At 40.2% G+C, this 17,536-nt stretch carries 13 protein-coding genes; 1 reads left to right on the forward strand and 12 read right to left on the reverse strand.

The genetic code is table 11. From position 1 onward, the window contains the following. Positions 1-80: 80 nt before the first annotated feature. The 6 genes from ACXAFE_RS19455 to ACXAFE_RS19480 are packed head-to-tail and all read right to left on the reverse strand — an operon-like array spanning position 81 to position 7,233. A complete protein-coding gene (locus ACXAFE_RS19455; RefSeq protein ID WP_475156721.1) occupies positions 81-2,030 on the reverse strand; it encodes a response regulator in 1,950 nt (649 codons plus the stop codon). Between the two features lie 8 nt (positions 2,031-2,038). After that, a complete protein-coding gene (locus tag ACXAFE_RS19460) occupies positions 2,039-2,485 on the reverse strand; it encodes a response regulator (protein ID WP_336436256.1) in 447 nt (148 codons plus the stop codon). Then, positions 2,472-3,968 (reverse strand): sensor histidine kinase, encoded by a 1,497-nt coding sequence (locus ACXAFE_RS19465; RefSeq protein WP_475156725.1) that lies wholly within the window; start codon positions 3,966-3,968, stop codon positions 2,472-2,474. The genes ACXAFE_RS19460 and ACXAFE_RS19465 overlap by 14 nt, the downstream gene beginning before the upstream one ends. 5 nt (positions 3,969-3,973) lie before the next feature. Next, positions 3,974-4,180 (reverse strand): hypothetical protein, encoded by a 207-nt coding sequence (locus ACXAFE_RS19470; protein ID WP_010558585.1) that lies wholly within the window; start codon positions 4,178-4,180, stop codon positions 3,974-3,976. Positions 4,181-4,200: 20 nt separating this feature from the next. Next, the gene (locus ACXAFE_RS19475; protein WP_475156728.1) at positions 4,201-5,583 is read right to left on the reverse strand and encodes a sigma-54-dependent transcriptional regulator; all 1,383 of its coding nucleotides are present in this window, start codon (positions 5,581-5,583) and stop codon (positions 4,201-4,203) included. Between the two features lie 36 nt (positions 5,584-5,619). Beyond that, on the reverse strand, positions 5,620-7,233 hold the full coding sequence (locus ACXAFE_RS19480) for a diacylglycerol kinase family protein (protein ID WP_475156733.1): 1,614 nt from the start codon (positions 7,231-7,233) through the stop codon (positions 5,620-5,622). 215 nt (positions 7,234-7,448) lie between these two features. On the opposite strand from ACXAFE_RS19480, the gene ACXAFE_RS19485 reads away from it, so the two are divergent. After that, a complete protein-coding gene (locus ACXAFE_RS19485) occupies positions 7,449-8,168 on the forward strand; it encodes a hypothetical protein (protein ID WP_475156737.1) in 720 nt (239 codons plus the stop codon). 120 nt (positions 8,169-8,288) lie between these two features. Here the strand turns inward: ACXAFE_RS19485 and ACXAFE_RS19490 are convergent, their stop codons facing one another. The 6 genes from ACXAFE_RS19490 to ACXAFE_RS19515 all read right to left on the reverse strand — a co-directional run bounded on the left by ACXAFE_RS19490 (position 8,289) and on the right by ACXAFE_RS19515 (position 17,145). Then, positions 8,289-10,472, reverse strand: coding sequence for an OsmC domain/YcaO domain-containing protein (locus ACXAFE_RS19490; protein ID WP_475156742.1), 2,184 nt, complete (start codon positions 10,470-10,472; stop codon positions 8,289-8,291). A gap of 362 nt (positions 10,473-10,834) precedes the next feature. Next, positions 10,835-13,051 carry a hypothetical protein gene (locus ACXAFE_RS19495; RefSeq protein ID WP_475156744.1) on the reverse strand — a complete coding sequence of 739 codons (2,217 nt, stop codon included), beginning with the start codon at positions 13,049-13,051 and terminating at the stop codon, positions 10,835-10,837. Between the two features lie 14 nt (positions 13,052-13,065). Then, a complete protein-coding gene (locus ACXAFE_RS19500; RefSeq protein ID WP_475156746.1) occupies positions 13,066-14,070 on the reverse strand; it encodes a PI-PLC domain-containing protein in 1,005 nt (334 codons plus the stop codon). 31 nt (positions 14,071-14,101) lie between these two features. After that, positions 14,102-14,458: a hypothetical protein gene (locus ACXAFE_RS19505; RefSeq protein ID WP_475156749.1), complete on the reverse strand. Its 357-nt coding sequence runs from the start codon at positions 14,456-14,458 to the stop codon at positions 14,102-14,104. Positions 14,459-14,688: 230 nt separating this feature from the next. Further along, entirely contained in the window at positions 14,689-15,306 is a 618-nt protein-coding gene (locus ACXAFE_RS19510; RefSeq protein ID WP_475156751.1) for a class I SAM-dependent methyltransferase, read from the reverse strand. An 87-nt stretch (positions 15,307-15,393) separates the two neighbouring features. Further along, positions 15,394-17,145 (reverse strand): AIPR family protein, encoded by a 1,752-nt coding sequence (locus ACXAFE_RS19515; RefSeq protein WP_475156754.1) that lies wholly within the window; start codon positions 17,143-17,145, stop codon positions 15,394-15,396. Positions 17,146-17,536: the final 391 nt, after the last annotated feature.

Raw genomic sequence — 17,536 nt, forward strand, 5'->3', positions numbered from 1 at the left:
TTTGCAATACTATGAAAAAGGGGCGGTTTTTAGTGAAAACTTGCCCCATTTTAGTTAGCGCATCACCTAAAGCTAGCGTACTAAATCACTTGTTTTAAGTCTGCTAACGACACAGGCTTTAAGATCACATGCTCAATTTGGTGTTTGGCAAGCGCCTCCGCGGGTGGTTCGCTACCGCTAACAATAACTAGGTTGGCACCACACTCTCTTGCCTTTATTTCACTTGCAAGGGTTAAACCCGAGCCATCAGCCAGGTTTAAATCGAGGCAAATCGTATCAAATGCGGTGTCGTTGTCTAACAAGGCACAGCATTCGCTAAAACCGCTTACACTGTGACTTTCACAGCCAAGAGAATCAAACAGCAAACACATTAAGTCACGGGTGTTTTTATCATCTTCTACCACTAAAATACGCTGTTTAGTTGCGTTTTCATTAGCGGAAGAAGCGGGTTTTTCGCTGGTGCATGGTTTTGCTTGCAAATGCGCTTCAAGAGACTGGTAAAGCAATTCGGTATTAATTGGCTTGGTAATAATGCCATCAAAACCAAGCGCTAACAGAGTATCGATATTGTCTTTTTGCGCTGCTGCGGTGAGGGCAATAATCGGTGTGTTAATACCTTGCTTTCTGAGCGTCACAATAGCTTCTCTACCGCCCATTTCAGGCATATGCAAATCCATAAAAATAAGATCAAACGCCTGCTCGTCTGAGCATACTAAGTTAACGGCATCGAGCCCGTTATTTGCACAGGCAACCTTTGCACCTGTGTTACTAATTAGGTTTTTTAATAGGGTTTGGATCTCGGGCAGATCTTCAACAATTAATACATCGCCTTTAAGTGATAATGGGCAAACGTGGCTTTCATCACTGTTACTTGCTGCTAAGCTCAGGGGCTGACATTCACCAATGTCGGTGCCTAAGTCAATATCAAAACAAAAGGTGCTACCAACACCTACTTCGGATTCGAGCGTAATTTTACCGCCAAACAACTCAACTAAAGCGGCACTAATTGCCAACCCTAAACCGGCACCTTCAGAAGTGCGGGTAATGGTGTCTTGTAATTGCTCAAACGGCCTAAATATTTGCTTTTGTTTTTCTTTTGCAATGCCAACACCGGTATCTTGTACAGCCACATTCAAGTAATAGTTCTGGCTTTGCTGCAACAGCTTAAACACTACTTCAACCTTGCCTTCGGGGGTAAACTTTATGGCGTTGTAAACAAGGTTAATTAAGATCTGCTTTAGCCTTTTGGCATCGGTCATAATTACTGTTGGCAGGTCGCCTTTTGCCACTATGCTAAGCGCAATGCCTTTTTTCTTTGTTTCCATTGAAAACAAACTTTGCAGGTCGGCAATTAACGGGCCGAGCTCGGTTGGTGATTTTTCAATATTTAAACTGCTGGCATTAATTTTTGATAAATCGAGTACGTCGTTCAGCAAGTTTAGTAAATGCTGACTGTTGTTATGAATAATGTCTAATTCGGGCTTAATATTGCTAAGTTGGCGGTTGTCGCGCAGCAGCTCGGTGTAGCCAATAATTGAGGTAAGCGGTGTGCGTAACTCATGGCTCAAATGCGCCATAAAACGATCTTTCGCGCGGCTATCAGCCTCGGCTTTGTAGCGCTCTAAACGCTCGTTCTCCAAGTCGCGTCGTGATAGCGCATATAAAATCGCGCGATTAAAGCGTGGGCTGCTTATTTCAGATTTTAATAAAAAGTCATCTGCGCCGTGCGCAAGCGCTTCTTTATCAAGCCGTTCGTCTGATTGCCCAGTAAGCATAATAAACGTAGTACTGAGCTTAAGTGATTTAGCGGCTTCTAAAATAGATAAACCCGTATGAGCGCCTAAGTGATAGTCTAAAAAGCATAAATCGACAGGTTGCTGCTTTAATTCATCGAGCACACCTTGATAGTCACTTAACCAAGTGACATCAAATTGATAATTAGGTATTTGCTCAAGATAATCGACCGTAAGCAAATAATCGTCTTCATCATCCTCTACCAGTAATACACGTACGCGCTCAATACTTGTCATATTAATCCCTATGGTAGTTCAACAATTTCAATCCAATATTTACCAAGCTGTTTCATCAGTTCAACTAAGCCTTCAAAAGTTACGGGTTTAGTAATGTAAGATGCTGCGCCAAGATCATAACCACGCAATTTGTCTTCTTCTTGCTTTGAAGTAGTCAAAATAACCACCGGAATTGAACGCAGTGCTGCATTTTCTTTAATTAGCTTTAGCGCTTCGCGGCCATCCATACGTGGCATGTTTAAATCGAGCAAAATAATATTAGGGCGCGGGTATTTTTGTTTATCTTCGAACGGCGCTTGATTGTTCAAATACGCCATTAGCTCAACTCCATCATTTACAAAATATAAATTGTTGATGACTCGGCTTTCTTCAAGTGCGTCTTGGGTAAGTAAACGATCATCTTCGTCATCGTCGGCCATTAAAATATTAATTCGTTTTACTTCAGCTTCCAGCATTACTATTTTCCTCTAAATGAAATGATGATGCTGCAATCGGCAGTATCATGCTAAACGTTGTACCTTGGCCAACTTCGCTGTGAGCAGTAATTTGGCCACCATGGCGCTCTACAATACGTCTGCAAACCGACAAGCCAATGCCTGTACCTTTGTAAGCGGTGCGACTGTGTAAACGCTGAAATGGGGTGAAAATTTTATCACTGTAATCCTGTTCAAAGCCTATGCCGTTATCGCACACATCGATTTGTATCCATTCGCTGGTAATATCATCTAAATGTTGTGCTGGGGCGCTAGCCTCTGACACGGTTACATTGATTTCGGGCGCTTTGTCGGCTTGTCTGAATTTAAGCGCATTCGATAACAGATTTAAAAATAACTGTTGTAGCTGGCTTTCGTCGCCCTCAATTTTTGGCATGCTTGCCAGCGTAATGGTGGCGTTTGATTCGTTAATGGCGATTTCAAGGTCGTCCAGCACGCCTTCAAGCACAGCGTTTAGGTCTACTTCAGTAAAGGCTTTACCTTTTGTAGTGACCCGCGATAACGCTAATAAGTCTGATATTAACAACGACATACGCGAAGCAGCATTATCCATGCGCGACAGATAGTCTTTGCCTTTATCGTCAATTGCGCTGGCATAAAGCTCAGTAATACGCGCTGAAAACGCACGAATTTTACGCAGCGGCTCTTGTAGGTCGTGTGATGCAATAAACGCAAAGTCTTCTAGCTCGCGGTTACTGCGGCCAAGTTCTTCGGCGTAAAGTTCTAGCGCTTGGGTGCGTTCTTGTACTTTTTCTTCAAGTAATTCGTTGTTTTTTTCAAGCTCTAATGCATTTTGCTTTACATTGCGCAGGTGTTTAATGAGCAGTATTAAAAGCAGGCTGCTCATGATAATACTAATGGCGGCAAACCAGATTAAGTTTGCCTCAGAGGTTTTACGTGCCTTACTTAAACGGGTAAATAAGTGATTGCGAATAACCGTTTCGTTTTCAATGATCTCTTGATAAATCGTACGTAAGTCTAAATCAGATATTTGCACATCTTTTAACAGGCGCTTTGGCGAGCGCTCAGAGTTTGTTTGAACGTGGCGAATACCTGCACCCACTAAGGCGAACTTAGCTTCGGCGTAGCGCACAAAGTTGTCGATACGTTTTTGCTGAATATCGCTTTCAGAGCGAATTTCGCGGGCTTGTGTAATACTCTCAGAAAATTGGTCTAACGCTTTTTTATAAGGCGCTAAATCGTCTTCTTGCAGCGTAATTAAATAAGCGCGTTGGCTTGATTCGGCGTTGAGTAAGTCAATGTGCAAACGGTCAATAGCCAGCATCACCTTTGATGTATTTTGAAAGCTTTGCTGAATTTGCGCAATGCTCTGGGTGTTTTGTAACCCCACAAAGGTAATTGAGATGATACCCAATACAATAATGACAAATGCGCACCATGCAAAGCCGATGCTGTGAATGGCACGTTCGAAAAATGCTTTCATTATATTCACTTAGCGTTTTCAGCGATTTGTTGTAACAGCTCGCTGCAGGCTTTACTTGCGGCGATTATTTTATTTGCCGCATCGCTAATTTCGCTGTTTTTCGCTGCATCTTCGCTTAAAATTTTAATGATTTCAGCATGCATTGAAATATGATTTAGTGGCTTTCGTGCATCGTGAACTAAGGTATTAAGTTGTTCATTGTTGTCAGTCATGTTTCCTCGCAAATCATGTTTTACAGTGATTCTTCGTAAGCGTTTAATCGGTTATAGAGTGTTTTAGTACTTATACCAAGTAACTTAGCGGCCAGCGTTTTATTGCCCGAAACCGACTCAAGGGTTTTATAAATAAGCTCTTTTTCAACCGCTTCAATGGTTTTTCCAACATCAACTTCTGGTGCATCATAGGTCGCCGCAGGTGCGCTAGGTGTAAAGGCTTGCTGAACAGCAGCAGCTGGATTGCTTGCTGGTGGCTGTGCAAAAGGTGATGGTTCTATTTGTTCAATATCGATTGTTTGGCTATTTGGATCAGCCATAATAAACGCGCGGTGAATACTGTGCTTTAACTCGCGGATATTACCCGGCCAATGATGGGCAAAGAGCACTTGTTTACTCGTCGGTGAAAACTGATACTGGGTTTTATATTCACGGTTTAAATCATCTAAAAAGTACTCGCTTAATAGCTCGATATCTTCTTTTCGTTCACGCAACGGCGGTATTTCAATTGGAAAAACCGCAAGACGAAAGTAAATATCTTCACGCAGTACTTTCTTTTCGGCAATCTCGTTCATGGTGCGGTTAGTGGCTGAAACAACGCGGCAATTTACCGGAATTTGTTTGTTACCACCAACGCGTGTGACATGTTGGGTTTCTAAAACGCGCAGTAAATTAGGCTGCATGTCTATCGGCATTTCGGTTACTTCGTCTAAAAACAAAGTGCCGTTTTCAGCTTGTTCAAACACGCCTTGCTTTTGTGCAACCGCGCCAGTAAACGCGCCTTTTTCATGGCCAAATAATTCGCTGCCAATTAAATCTTTGGTGATAGCGCCGCAGTTAACCGACACTTGCTCGCCTTGGCATTTGCTGGCGTTATGAATAGCCTTTGCCACAACTTCTTTACCAACACCACTTTCACCAATTAATAATACATTTGCGTTGGTTTTAGCCACGCGCTCAATCATGGTGATTAGGTGCTGCGCCGCTTTTGATTTACCAATTAAACAGCCAAAGTGACGCTCTATTTTCGTTGTACTTTTGCTAGAAACCGCAGGTTCTTTAAACAGTACACGCTTTACGTCGTCGGCTTGAATGGGCTTGGTTAAGTAATCGATTTGATCATCACACAGCGATGCGATAGCGGTTTTTACCGACGGATGACCTGTAATTAGGGTGATATTGACATTAATGCCTTGCGCACGAATAAAATCGATTAGGTGAATACCACTGCCATCGGGCAACATAAAATCTAAAAAAACATGGTCGAAGCGCGTATTTGCAAGCCACTCTTTGGCCTCTGCAATGCTTTCAGCGGTGTACACTTCGCAGCCGATATATTCAAAAATACGCGCGCCTAATTCGTTAAATTCCGAGTCGTCATCGACCAATAACACTGTTTTCATAATGTCCTCAAAATACTGCACTACAAAGTAAACAAATTACTTTGTCATAATCCATAATGATTTTTCTTTTATTTCAATGGTTAGTGTTTCGCACGTTTTTATTTCGCCATCAATACTATACCTTACTGTGTCACCGTGTTGGTGTAAACAAACACGCTTACAAAGCGCATGATTTACGTTGTTTTCGCTGTGTTTTTGCTTACCTTCTAGGCCGTTAAACACAAGTTGCGCAAGACTAAACGCTGCGCTGTTGTTTTCGTCGTGCTCGATGAGCGTGATATCGAGCTGGCCATCTTGATAATTTGGCTCGCCACCACCTTGCGCTAACACGGTAGAAAATGGCGCAGCATTGGCAACAACTAAACTGTTTACGTTCAATTCTTTAGGATTTTGTTCATCAACCGCAATACACACGTTTTGTGATTTGCTTTCAGATACGGCATTAATAAAGCCGCTAATGTAAGCAAATTGGCCACCTTGATTTTTCTCTTCGCGATTAGCAAAGCTGATCATTTGCTCTTCAAAGCCAAACGCAACCAACAACAAAGCAGTGTGTTCATTACATTGAATAGTATCAATTTGCTGTGTTTTACCTTTAACAATTGCCTCGCATGCAAGTGTTATGGGTTCTAACTTAGTTTGCACACCAAGTAATACGTGTGCGAGCGCATTGGCAGTGCCCAGCGGAATAAAACCTAAATGGCAATCGCTGTTAACAAGCGCATGGGCCACGGCCGTTACGGTGCCATCGCCACCACAGGCAATCACTTTGTTATGGTTACGTTTTAAACGCAGTGCGAGCGCACTTACATTGGTGTCTTTTTCGGTAAAGTGAAATTCAAGCAAAAAGCGCTGCGTTAAATAACCAATCACTTGGTTATCGTATTGATACCATTTACCGCTACCCGAAACAGGGTTGATCACCATCGGTAGGGTTTCTGTTTTTGCGAGTAAATCAACGTGTGCAATGGCATTTAAGCGTTTTTTTTGCGAACGGTTTAAACGCGCGGTTTGGCGTAATTCTTTTACTCTATCAAGTGCACCTTGAGTACTGAGCTTATGTTTATAAAGTAAATAAGCACATAATAAAAATACCGAACGACCACGGCCAAGGGCACAGTGGATCACCACTTTTTTGTTAAGCGTGTGCATTGCCTCAATCCAACGTAACGCATGAACAATTTGCGCGCGAGTAGGCGATTGATGATCAAGCACCGGTAAATTTAAGTAGTACAACCCTTCTTGCTCAGCCGACCAATTTAAACCGTCAAATTCTGCAGTTACATCTAAAATTGCGTCAATTTTATTGGCTTTTAACATTGGAATATCGCTTGGGAATAAACGACATGCGATAAAAATTTGGTCTTCAACTTGTTGCAGCGCAGGCACTGAGTCTTTGTAGCGCTGCCACGCGTTGTAAAGCTGCGCGCACAGTAAATAAGGTAACAGTACCAATTTAATAACTACTGGAATTTGCCCTGTTGCGCGTTTGCGAAGGAAATTTGGTTTTTCAAATAGGTAAGCGCTAAACACGATTAACACCGAAAGCAGAATCCAACAGCTAGCAAAAATAAATAACGGGTGTTTAGACACATAAACAAGACCGGATGCCGCAACAACCAGCAATAAATAAATGAAAGTTACATTCATACTATCAACACCTCAAAGCTAAATAACATACGGTTACAAGAATTGTACCTATGAATTTTTATATGTATTTCAACGTGATAGTGGTTTTTTGAGTGTGTAATAACTACCCGTTTGAAAAAGTTACAAAGGGTTTAAAGTAAAAGTGTGTAAAAATTACATACCTGTATAAATATGCTAGCCTAGCATTATTTTATTAAGCAAATTAAAGGGATGTTATGCGTTTTTCCCGCTATTTTAATGTAAGTGTTTTAATACTTATTCTGATCATCGTTGGTTGCGGTGAGAGTTATCAAGCGTTACGTGATCGCGAGGCAAAGGAGCAGCAAAACTGGCCTAAATGGCCTGAGTTTGAAGCCGCTGTGCCAAAACCCGATTGGTGGCATTCAGTACCAATTAAGTACATTGATCCTATGAATTTTACATCGGAAGAGATGACAGCCTATTACAAGAAAAATACGGGCGATGATAAATATAAACGTGATTTTAAAGTAATTTATGCGCGAATGCTTAAGCATAAAAACAATGCCCAAGAGATAGCAGGCTTTTTAGGTCGTGGCACGGTAAGCGAGTTTAAACCACTTTACGAATTCTATATCACACACTTTTTAGAGGAAACATGGCAAAGCGAGTATTGCAAGCAATGTAACGATGCAAACTCTGCCATTAATATAGGAACGGATTGGCTTTATTATTTAATTGAGGGCGGCGAGTATGAGCGGGCGCAAAAAATTATCGACCAGTTATTAGAATTGAAATACCCTCGGGCGATCCCAATGCAGCGTTTCTATTTAATTCGCTCTTACCGACGATTACTGGCCAAAACGGTTACCGAAAAAGAAATATACAACCAATTAGAACCGTACATTGTCGAAAACTATAAGTTGGCTGAACAAAAGCAAGACTACAAATTAATGCAGCGATGGTTAGATTTATAACGCGGTTTGCCGCAGTACAAGTTTAGCGAGCAAGGATTGGTCAGGTGCTAGTTAGCAAGCGTTGAAGCACACGCATTAAAAAAGCCCGAATACATCGGGCTTTTTAGATTTTATAACGCTTTACTTACCCGCTAATTTTGCGCGAGCGCTGTGTAGCTTTTTGTAGCTTTCGATTAAGCGTAGGTGCTTATCTAGGCCTTCTAGCTGTGAGTTAGTGGGTGTTAAACCATAAAAACGCACATTGCCATTAATTGAGCCAATAATCGCGTTCATTACTTCCTCGCCAAACATGCGTGTGAAGTTATGGTGGTAGTCTTCAAACTCAAGTTCGTCATCAAGTGCTACTTGCAGTGTTGCGTGCAGCGCTTGGTAGAATAGGCCGCGTTCAACGGTGTTATCGTTATATTGTAAGAAGCTTTCAACGAGGTTATTCACTTCTTCTAAATCGCCTAATGCTAAATAAATTAATAGCTTAAGTTCTAGAATCGTAAGCTGACCCCACACCGTGTTTTCATCAAACTCAATACCAATTAGGGTGATGATATCAATGTAGTTATCGAGCTCGCTCTCTTCCAAACGATTAACTAAATCAGCTAACTCGTCATCAGACAGTGAATGCAGGTTTAAAATATCGTCGCGGTATAAAAGCGCTTTATTGGTGTTATCCCAAATTAAGTCTTCTGCTGGGTAAACCTCAGAATAACCCGGTACTAAAATACGGCATGCGGTACCAAGGCCTGTAAATTCAGCTACATAGGCTTCTTTACCGATGTCTTCTAAAATACCAAATAGGGCATCGCATTCTTCTTGGTTAGTGCCTGAGAAATCCCATTCCACAAACTCGTAATCGTGCTTGGCACTAAAGAAACGCCAAGAAATGGTGCCTGTTGAATCAATAAAGTGTTCAACAAAGTTTTCAGGCTCTTGTACGGCCATTGAGTTGAAGGTTGGCTTAGGTACATCGTTTAAACCTTCAAAGCTGCGGCCTTGTAGTAGCTCAGTTAGGCTTCGCTCAAGCGCCACTTCAAAACTTGGGTGCGCACCAAATGAGGCAAACACGCCGCCGGTTTTCGGGTTCATTAAGGTAACACACATTACCGGGAACTGGCCGCCAAGTGAGGCATCTTTAATGACGACTGGGAAGCCTTGCTCTTCTAACCCTTTAATGCCCGCAACTATGCTTGGGTATTTGTTCAGTACGTCTTCTGGTACATCTGGCAATACAATTTCTTGCTCGATAATTTGGCGTTTTACCGCGCGCTCGAATATCTCCGACAAACACTGTACTTTGGCCTCTGCTAGGTTGTTACCCGCGCTCATACCGTTACTTAAAAATAAGTTTTCAATCAGGTTTGACGGGAAATAAACCGTTTCGCCATCTGAATGACGGGTGTACGGAATTGAACAAATACCGCGCTCAACATTACCTGAGTTAGTGTCGATTAGGTTAGAACCACGTAGCTCTTGCTCTGGGTCGTAAATATCCAGCGTGTAGTCGTCTAAAATCTCGCTTGGTAGCTCGTCTTCTGGGCCTGGTTTAAACCACTTTTCATTTGGGTAATGGACAAAATCGCTATTGGCAATTTCGTTACCAAAGAACTGATCGTTATAGAAAAAGTTACAGTTTAAACGCTCAATAAATTCACCAAGTGCCGAACACAGTGCGCTTTCTTTGCTTGCGCCTTTACCATTGGTAAAACACATCGGTGATGCTGCATCGCGAATATGAAGGGACCAAACGTTTGGCACAATGTTACGCCACGATGAGATTTCAATTTTCATGCCCAAGTCTTCTAAAATCTTGGTCATGTTTTGAATGGTTTGCTCAAGCGGTAAATCTTTACCTAAAATCATGGTATTGGTGTTGCCCTCAGGCTGACCCATTAGCATGGCTTGCGCGTCTTCATCGAGGTTTTCAACCGCTTCTACAACAAACTCAGGGCCTGTTTGAATCACCTTTTTAACGGTACAGCGGTCGATTGAACGCAAAATACCTTGTTTGTCTTTGTCAGAAATGCTCTCTGGCAGCTCAACCTGAATTTTAAAGATTTGGTTGTAACGGTTTTCAGGGTCAACAATATTGTTTTGCGACAGGCGAATATCGTTCGTTGGAATATCGCGCGCGTTACAGTACACCTTTACAAAATACGCCGCACACAGCGCAGATGAGGCAAGAAAATAATCGAATGGGCCAGGTGCGCTACCATCGCCTTTATAGCGAATAGGCTGATCGGCAATAACGTTAAAGTCGTCAAACAGCGCTTCTAAGCGCAAGTTATCAAGATAATTTACTTTGATTTCCATGAATTAGGTTCCAAGTGTGTCGCCGCGAATAGGTGGTTGCAGCAAGGCAAACATAATGGCTGTAATTATCCGCTTTTTTAGCGCTTAATTCACTAAAATCGGAAAATAAATACTTTTTCCCCAAATTCAGCTTATCTATTGCCACATTTGGTGACTTATTTAAGGAAGTAAATTAAGCAAGCGAATAATGTGCTTGCTGCGCGAATTCAGCAACTATGGTGGGAAAAATATTTAGTGTTAAAGCTGATACTAAAAGCTATCGAAATATATGTTCAGTTATTACAAGTCATGTATAAGAAAAGTGACTTACTTCTAGAAAAACCAAAAGTAAGCCACATTCTAGAGAAGGTATATGTTAGAAATTAGATTACATTGCTAATCTCATCAATCAGTCCAATATAATGTTTCTTAACTTTTTTCTGGACATAGTAACTTTCGCCATTCCAGGATTTATCCCAGTTGTCGCTACTGAAAGACCATTCTTTTAGTCCACTCAGTTGTTTATCCATTTGTACAAGGCTGCCCGTTAAGCTCTTTTCCGCCCTGATATTGGTGCTCAATGATATACCTTTCCATGCTACATGCTCACCAGCAGCAGCTGAGTACGGAATAGGGTAGAGTGTAATGTTAAAATCTCTATTGGTTAAGGTTTTAGTGTCTTTATTCGCTTCAAATTTTATAAACTTTGCTAAGCCTGGTTTAGAAAATGTAATTTCATGATCATAAATAGCAACAAGGCCCCCTTTCTCGGGACCAAATGCCCATAATTCCTTGTCAGGAGTAATTAAAGGTAATACTTTAAGCGTGTTTGCGAATTGCTCATAATTTCCTGAAGCAGCTTCAAACAAATTAGATACTAACTTGTATGACTTACTATCAGCACTTTCATTGCTTGATAAATCGCTAACTGATTTTGTTACGAGTTGACCATTTTCTTTGACCTCATGAATTAAACCTAAAGCTAATTCCGCATTTCTTAGGAAGGTATTCTCATTCCAGAATTTATAAATATCACCAATAATTGTTCCCAAGCTGTGTATGATAGAGCTCAAAATATTGTCTTTATGGTAATTATTTTGTAACTCGCCAGCAGCGTTGGAGAAGCCATTGGCAATATCATAAGTTTTCACATCAGGTAAAGAACGATTTAGCCGTTTTATTTTTTTTATACCTGACGCATCAGCTGTTAAATATAGACGCGCCAGTGTTTGAAGATCTTGCAGCAATACACGCTTTCGGATTTCTTCAGAGCCCTCGATATATTCAACATTATTCAGATATCCCTGTGCCATCCAAGGAAAAATATCAGCCCAATTGCTTATCCAGACACCTAAAGGTACGTAGTCAGCCAAGTTGGCATTTGTACTAACGTTTTGGCTCAATAAACGTTCGGATTTTGAAGCCAATAGTAAATTTTGGTGAAGTTCGTCGTTTGGCTCTAATACATTGATGTTATTGTCATTAACATTATCCTGAAGCTCCTCGAGAGCATCAATGTTAGCGGGTTGTTCGGACTCAGCTATAAATTCTTTCAAGGTCAATTCAGGGTTTAGTTTTTTAGCTTGGTCAAATGCGGAAGCCGTCGCAAATGCTTTCAAGCCATCTAGGTCTTTGATTTCGCCAACTTTACTAGAAATTCCCTCGCTAGGCTTTGGCTTAACGAAATCAGGTATAGTCGGAGGTCCTTGATTAATAGTCATATTAGGGGCGACAGCCATTACTTTAACATCAGCAAGTTGCTCAAAAGTTTTATTACTAACTTGTTCAAACCATTTATCAATTTGTGTGGTTAGCACGCTGCCACTTACATAACTATTACAGGATACCGTTACATTCGCATAATTATTAGAAGTTCCCCCGTCATACGTACTCTTGACAGCGACAGAAGAACCTACACTGGCATAAGAGAAATCTGCTTTCCCTCCATATTTCCATGTTTCGGACTCACTATCTGATGTCATCTCCATAATGATCCCGCCCATAGCACCCCAAGTAACCCCTACAACTATACCGTCACCAAAGTTGGTGCAAAAGCGTTGAGATAAATCAATCCACTTTTGCAGGTAGGGCTTCAATTCAAAAAATCTACCGTCATTTTCATCAAGTTTATTTAGGTCCAAGTCTAATTTGGCTGTTTCCTTTACTACGTCATTAAATGCATCTAATACCCCTAATGCATTTTGTCGAGTTGCATCATCTAAACTTGCCAAAAAATCGCTGGCAGTTAATGATTGAAAATCAATATACTCAACTCCAGCCACAGATTGTGCGTTATAGCTTACAGTAATTGACTTAGTTGCTGTTGCTGATGAATTACCAACATAAGCTGAAAGAGATGACTTCACCTGTGAAACCCCAGAAATACCGTAAGCGCCGCACAATCCAAAAGACCCTTGATTCATTTTATCGCTATATACATAGCTACTCTCGCCAGACATGCTTTTTTGATGTTCAACCTGACTCACCATTTTGCTAACTGGCTGGGTCAAAACACTGGCTTTAAATTTAGTCGTTCCAGATGTAACTGTTGAACCTATCGTTACTCCAAAAAGAGGATTTAATATTTGTTTCGCGTCCATAATTTGTCCTTAAATTAGTCTAAGAAGTTATATTGAATAATGTTTTTAGCTGTCTGGGCATTCATGTAATCAATATAAACAATGTTGGGAGGCGGCTGATTTTCATCTACAATTTGCTTTTCTAAAGCTGCGGGTAAGGCTTGATTAGCTTTCGATGCCAGAGATTCAATACTGCCGCCAAAGAATGTTCCTGCATCTGGTGTTAACGTCCAGGACAAAAGGAACATAAAGTTCTGACCCAATCCTCCGAAGCGGTGCCATTTTTCAATCTGATCTTTTTCCATTTTAGAAAGATTAGTGGTGTTGGTGTATTGGTCGCATACCGTCAGGTTCGGACCTCTGAATTGGCAATCATCATTGTTACTGCCGTTTTCTAGGAATCCGTCGTGATAACGGAAGCGACCCTGTTTAGCTGTTGTATTTTCGTCGTAATCAAACGTCAATATCATTTTTCCACGGGTATTTTTAAGCAGTATATTTGATAAATTTACCTCGTAGTCCTGATTGGTATAGAGATATTCACTATAAGTGGGTGTTGATAAAAATTGGTCGATTCTGTCTTTTATTTCGCGCTGTTTACCTCGATTACTTCTTATGTGGGAAAACTTTAGAATCAGTGTTTCACTCGGATAGTTCTTTAAAAACGCTAAGGATTGATTCATAACACTTTCGAGTGACTGACCGTTACAACCCAAGTCGCCTGAACGATGATAAGTCACTAATTCTCTGTGATCATAATCCACACGTATATCAAAAAAACGAGAACCTGATTCTAATTGTCCCTCAATGTTAAGCCGCTGCGTTTTAACCATTCCAGTATTCAAACTTGAGCCCCAGTCACAATGATGTGTTTCCGACATTCCTGCATCGTGACTTCCAGGCATTACTATTCGACTGATCTTTAAATTATCATCTAGATGGGACATCCAATTTTCATTTGAAAAATCGACGCCATTAGCAATGGAAAGATTAGATAAACTCAATAAATAGAGAGATAAAAAACAATTAAGTCGCAACATACGCGTCCTCCATGTAGGTATTCGAAAACCATTAATTAGCATATAGCTCAAAAGTGATATTTTGATCATGGCCTTTAAAACTGCCTTTAATATCATGAGTTATTGCATCCGAAGGGGTAGGAGTAATTCGGTATGAGCTAGTTGCTGTTCCAAGCGGATGATTAAAGTAAAATTCTACGGTAAAACTTTCGTCCGCAGCTTTATAGACAACAGTACCTTCTGGACCAGGTCCAAAAATTGTCACGCAGTCACACTTCCAGCTCCCTGTTGTCTCTATCGATTGTGGTGGGTCAACTTCAAATTCCCCATGTTCTGCTTTTTTTGACTTAAGCTTAAGTTCTTTATTTGTAAAATTTTGAACTGTCATTTTCACTGGTCTTACGCTCATAAATTTCTCCTAAAATTTTATTATCTGTCCCTGATAAAGGGCGTAAAAATAGAATAGACGAGTTTTCTTTTTCCGTTATTACGAGTTATTACATGGTTGAAAATGCCGGGTGTAAGTAATCAGGCATGTCAAAAATTAGAAGTAAATACATAAGAAAAGGGGGAAGTGTGAGAATGTAGAACCCAAAAGAAAGAAATCTTAAGGGTTAGATACAGAGTAACGATGCCTTGCTAAACTTGTTTTACAAAGTGACAAAACACAAACTTTTGTGTTGTACCAAAGGGTGTTTTATGTGTTTCATGCAGTTGCTGTTTAAGCACAAACTGTTCACCAAATTCGGCGTGTAAGCTTTCTGCACTGTAGCGCACAATAGGCAAACCGCTGCATTTCTCTGGGCCATTTTTTGCAAATGTGGCAATAATAATGTGGCCATGTGGTTTAACCGCGTGCAGCACGTTTTTAATATAAGCGCTACGCTCTTCAGGCGTAGTTAAAAAGTGAAACACCGCACGATCATGCCATACATCAAATTGCTGTTTTGGCAGTGTTACCTCTGTTATACCCGCTTCAATCCATTCAACGATTGCTGAATTTTCACCAATACGCTTTTTAGCCGTTTCAAGGGCAGCACCAGATAAATCAAGCACCGATAGATTTGTATGACCATTTAACAGCAAATCATCAACAAGCGTTGACGCGCCGCCACCCACATCAATAATGGCAGCATTTTTTTCACAATTTAAACGGTTTATAAACTCTATTGAGGTCACCGCATGAGGCTGAAACCAACTCACCGCACTTGAGTCTTTTGTTGTGTAAACCGTTTCCCAATGTGATTTTTTGTGCATGGTGTACCTGAGTTGGTTTGCAAGCATGAAGCCAAAATCAGCGACCCTGACCTCATTGGTTTTATAATCCAAACATATAGCGCTTTGTTATATGGCTTTCGATAATTTCTTCTTTGCTTTTACTGGAAAAAGTCTTTTAGTGAACTCATCTACTACACTTTCTGTTCGAATAAAATCTCGGATTTTTTCACGACTAGTTATACCTGAATCCGAAATTATATTTTCAAGATGTGTTGCTGTTTCCTCTATTTGTGCCGCGAATTCGTCATTATTTTTTAAGACTGCTATGATGGCATTTGTTACCTTTTTCTGTGACTTTATTGAAGCATCCAATATATCTGGTGTTTGCCAATATTTTCTCACTAGCGCATACAAAGCATAAAAACGGAAAATAACCCTAGTTCTATCAATCTTCCCTGAGCGTACCAAGTAATCAAACTTATATAGTGCTAATGCAGCAACATGATAAAGCTCTACATTATGATTATCTGAAAAAATACGTTCAGCGAATTCTTTCCGTATACCCCTATGATCACGTGCAGCACGATGGGGTTGGTAAAAAAACATCGCTGCAGCAGCCTTCATAAGATCTGATGGTCGATGGATACGTGTGCGCTCAATCCCTACATCCCTATACTGATTATCTCGCCTTTCAATGTAAATCCGAACTTCACTATTTTGAGATGCACAATACTCTTCTAAGTCTTTCATAAATGGGCGTAATGCCCAAAATTGATCTTCCCTAACTTCATTTTGACGATTAGTACCAATGATTACACTAGAAACAAATTCAGTATCACCACAACCAATTAGGCGAAAAGGAACAAATATATTGTCAATTTGATCACGAACGTGAGCCAGTATATTGGTAGTTTGGCATCCATTTACTATCTGGTAATCTTCTAGATTAAATGTATCTCCTTTACGCTCTATGTTTTTTGAAACAACAGTAATACCGTTATTTTTAAAAACAAAAGAGGAATTATCCCCTGACTCTAATTCAGAAATTATGGACTTATTTATTTCTGATTCTGGATTAAAGTCCCTCACATTATCGTAAAATAAAGATTTGTTAATATGAGTGACACCATCTTGATCTGGCTCACCAAGTGCAATCGCTAAGACTTCTGATGCGGAAACATATCCAATATACGCCTCATCTACTTTATCATGAGCTGGCATCGTTACTGCTTTTGGAAAGTTTAACTTTGCAGATGAAGAATTTGTTGCTGCACGGAAGCCATTTTGAATCACTTTTGCTCCAACACATTCAATATGTATTTCATCAAATATGTTCAACTCAGCTAAACGTGCCTTATTCGTTGTTATCAATTGGCTGATTAAATCGGAAATTTCACCAGAACCAGTAGTACAGTAGTAGCACCTCAATGTAGGACTTGTTTTAGCTGCTGTAGAATAAATAGCGTCTTTTACTTCTATCAAACTCTCTATTTGCTCACCAGTTACTAATGATTGGGTTGTGAAAAAATCATAAACCCCATCTAAGAATTTTGAAATGTTACCATAATCCAATTTGTCTGATGTTTTCGATTGAAAGAAATGAAACTCAGAATCATGATTTTTACCAATTGCTAGAACTTCTGCGGCTTCATCGGCGTCTGTACAAAGCGCCCCTTGAATAGAAATTGCTACACCATCAATGCCAAACTCATCACCTTTGAGGTGAGCTCTAAAAGGATCTAAGTTTTCTCCAAGAATACCATTCTCTATAGAAAATATAGACATAACTTCAAATAAGTTAGACTCATCCAAATTTTCATTTGGATTCATTTTTTTAAAAGTATTTAGCTGCGCCTTAACTATTGGATTCATAGCCATTTATCTATTCCTTTACTTTATTTTTCCAATTTAAATACAACTGGCGATTAGTGAATTACCGTATGACAGATCATTAGAGTGCATTCCGATTTAATAACATTACTCACATACTATAAATTGCCAAGTGATTAGGTTTTTTGTTCAATATTTTCAATGAGTTATCAGTATAAACGTAAACTGATAACGTGACACTTGTTAGGTTTTAAATCACTATTACTCAACTGCACTCTACCATCATAAAACAGCCCCTTAAAAGGCACCTTTAGTATTATATGGGGGTGGGTTTATTTAACTATAACAAGGTATTACAAATGCCAGTTAGTTGATTTAACCAAGTGTGGTGTTACGCAAGTTGCCTTCTTGATCAAAATGCTCAACGTATCGAGCTTGC

The sequence above is a fragment of the Pseudoalteromonas sp. ABV4_021 genome, assembly GCF_056159365.1.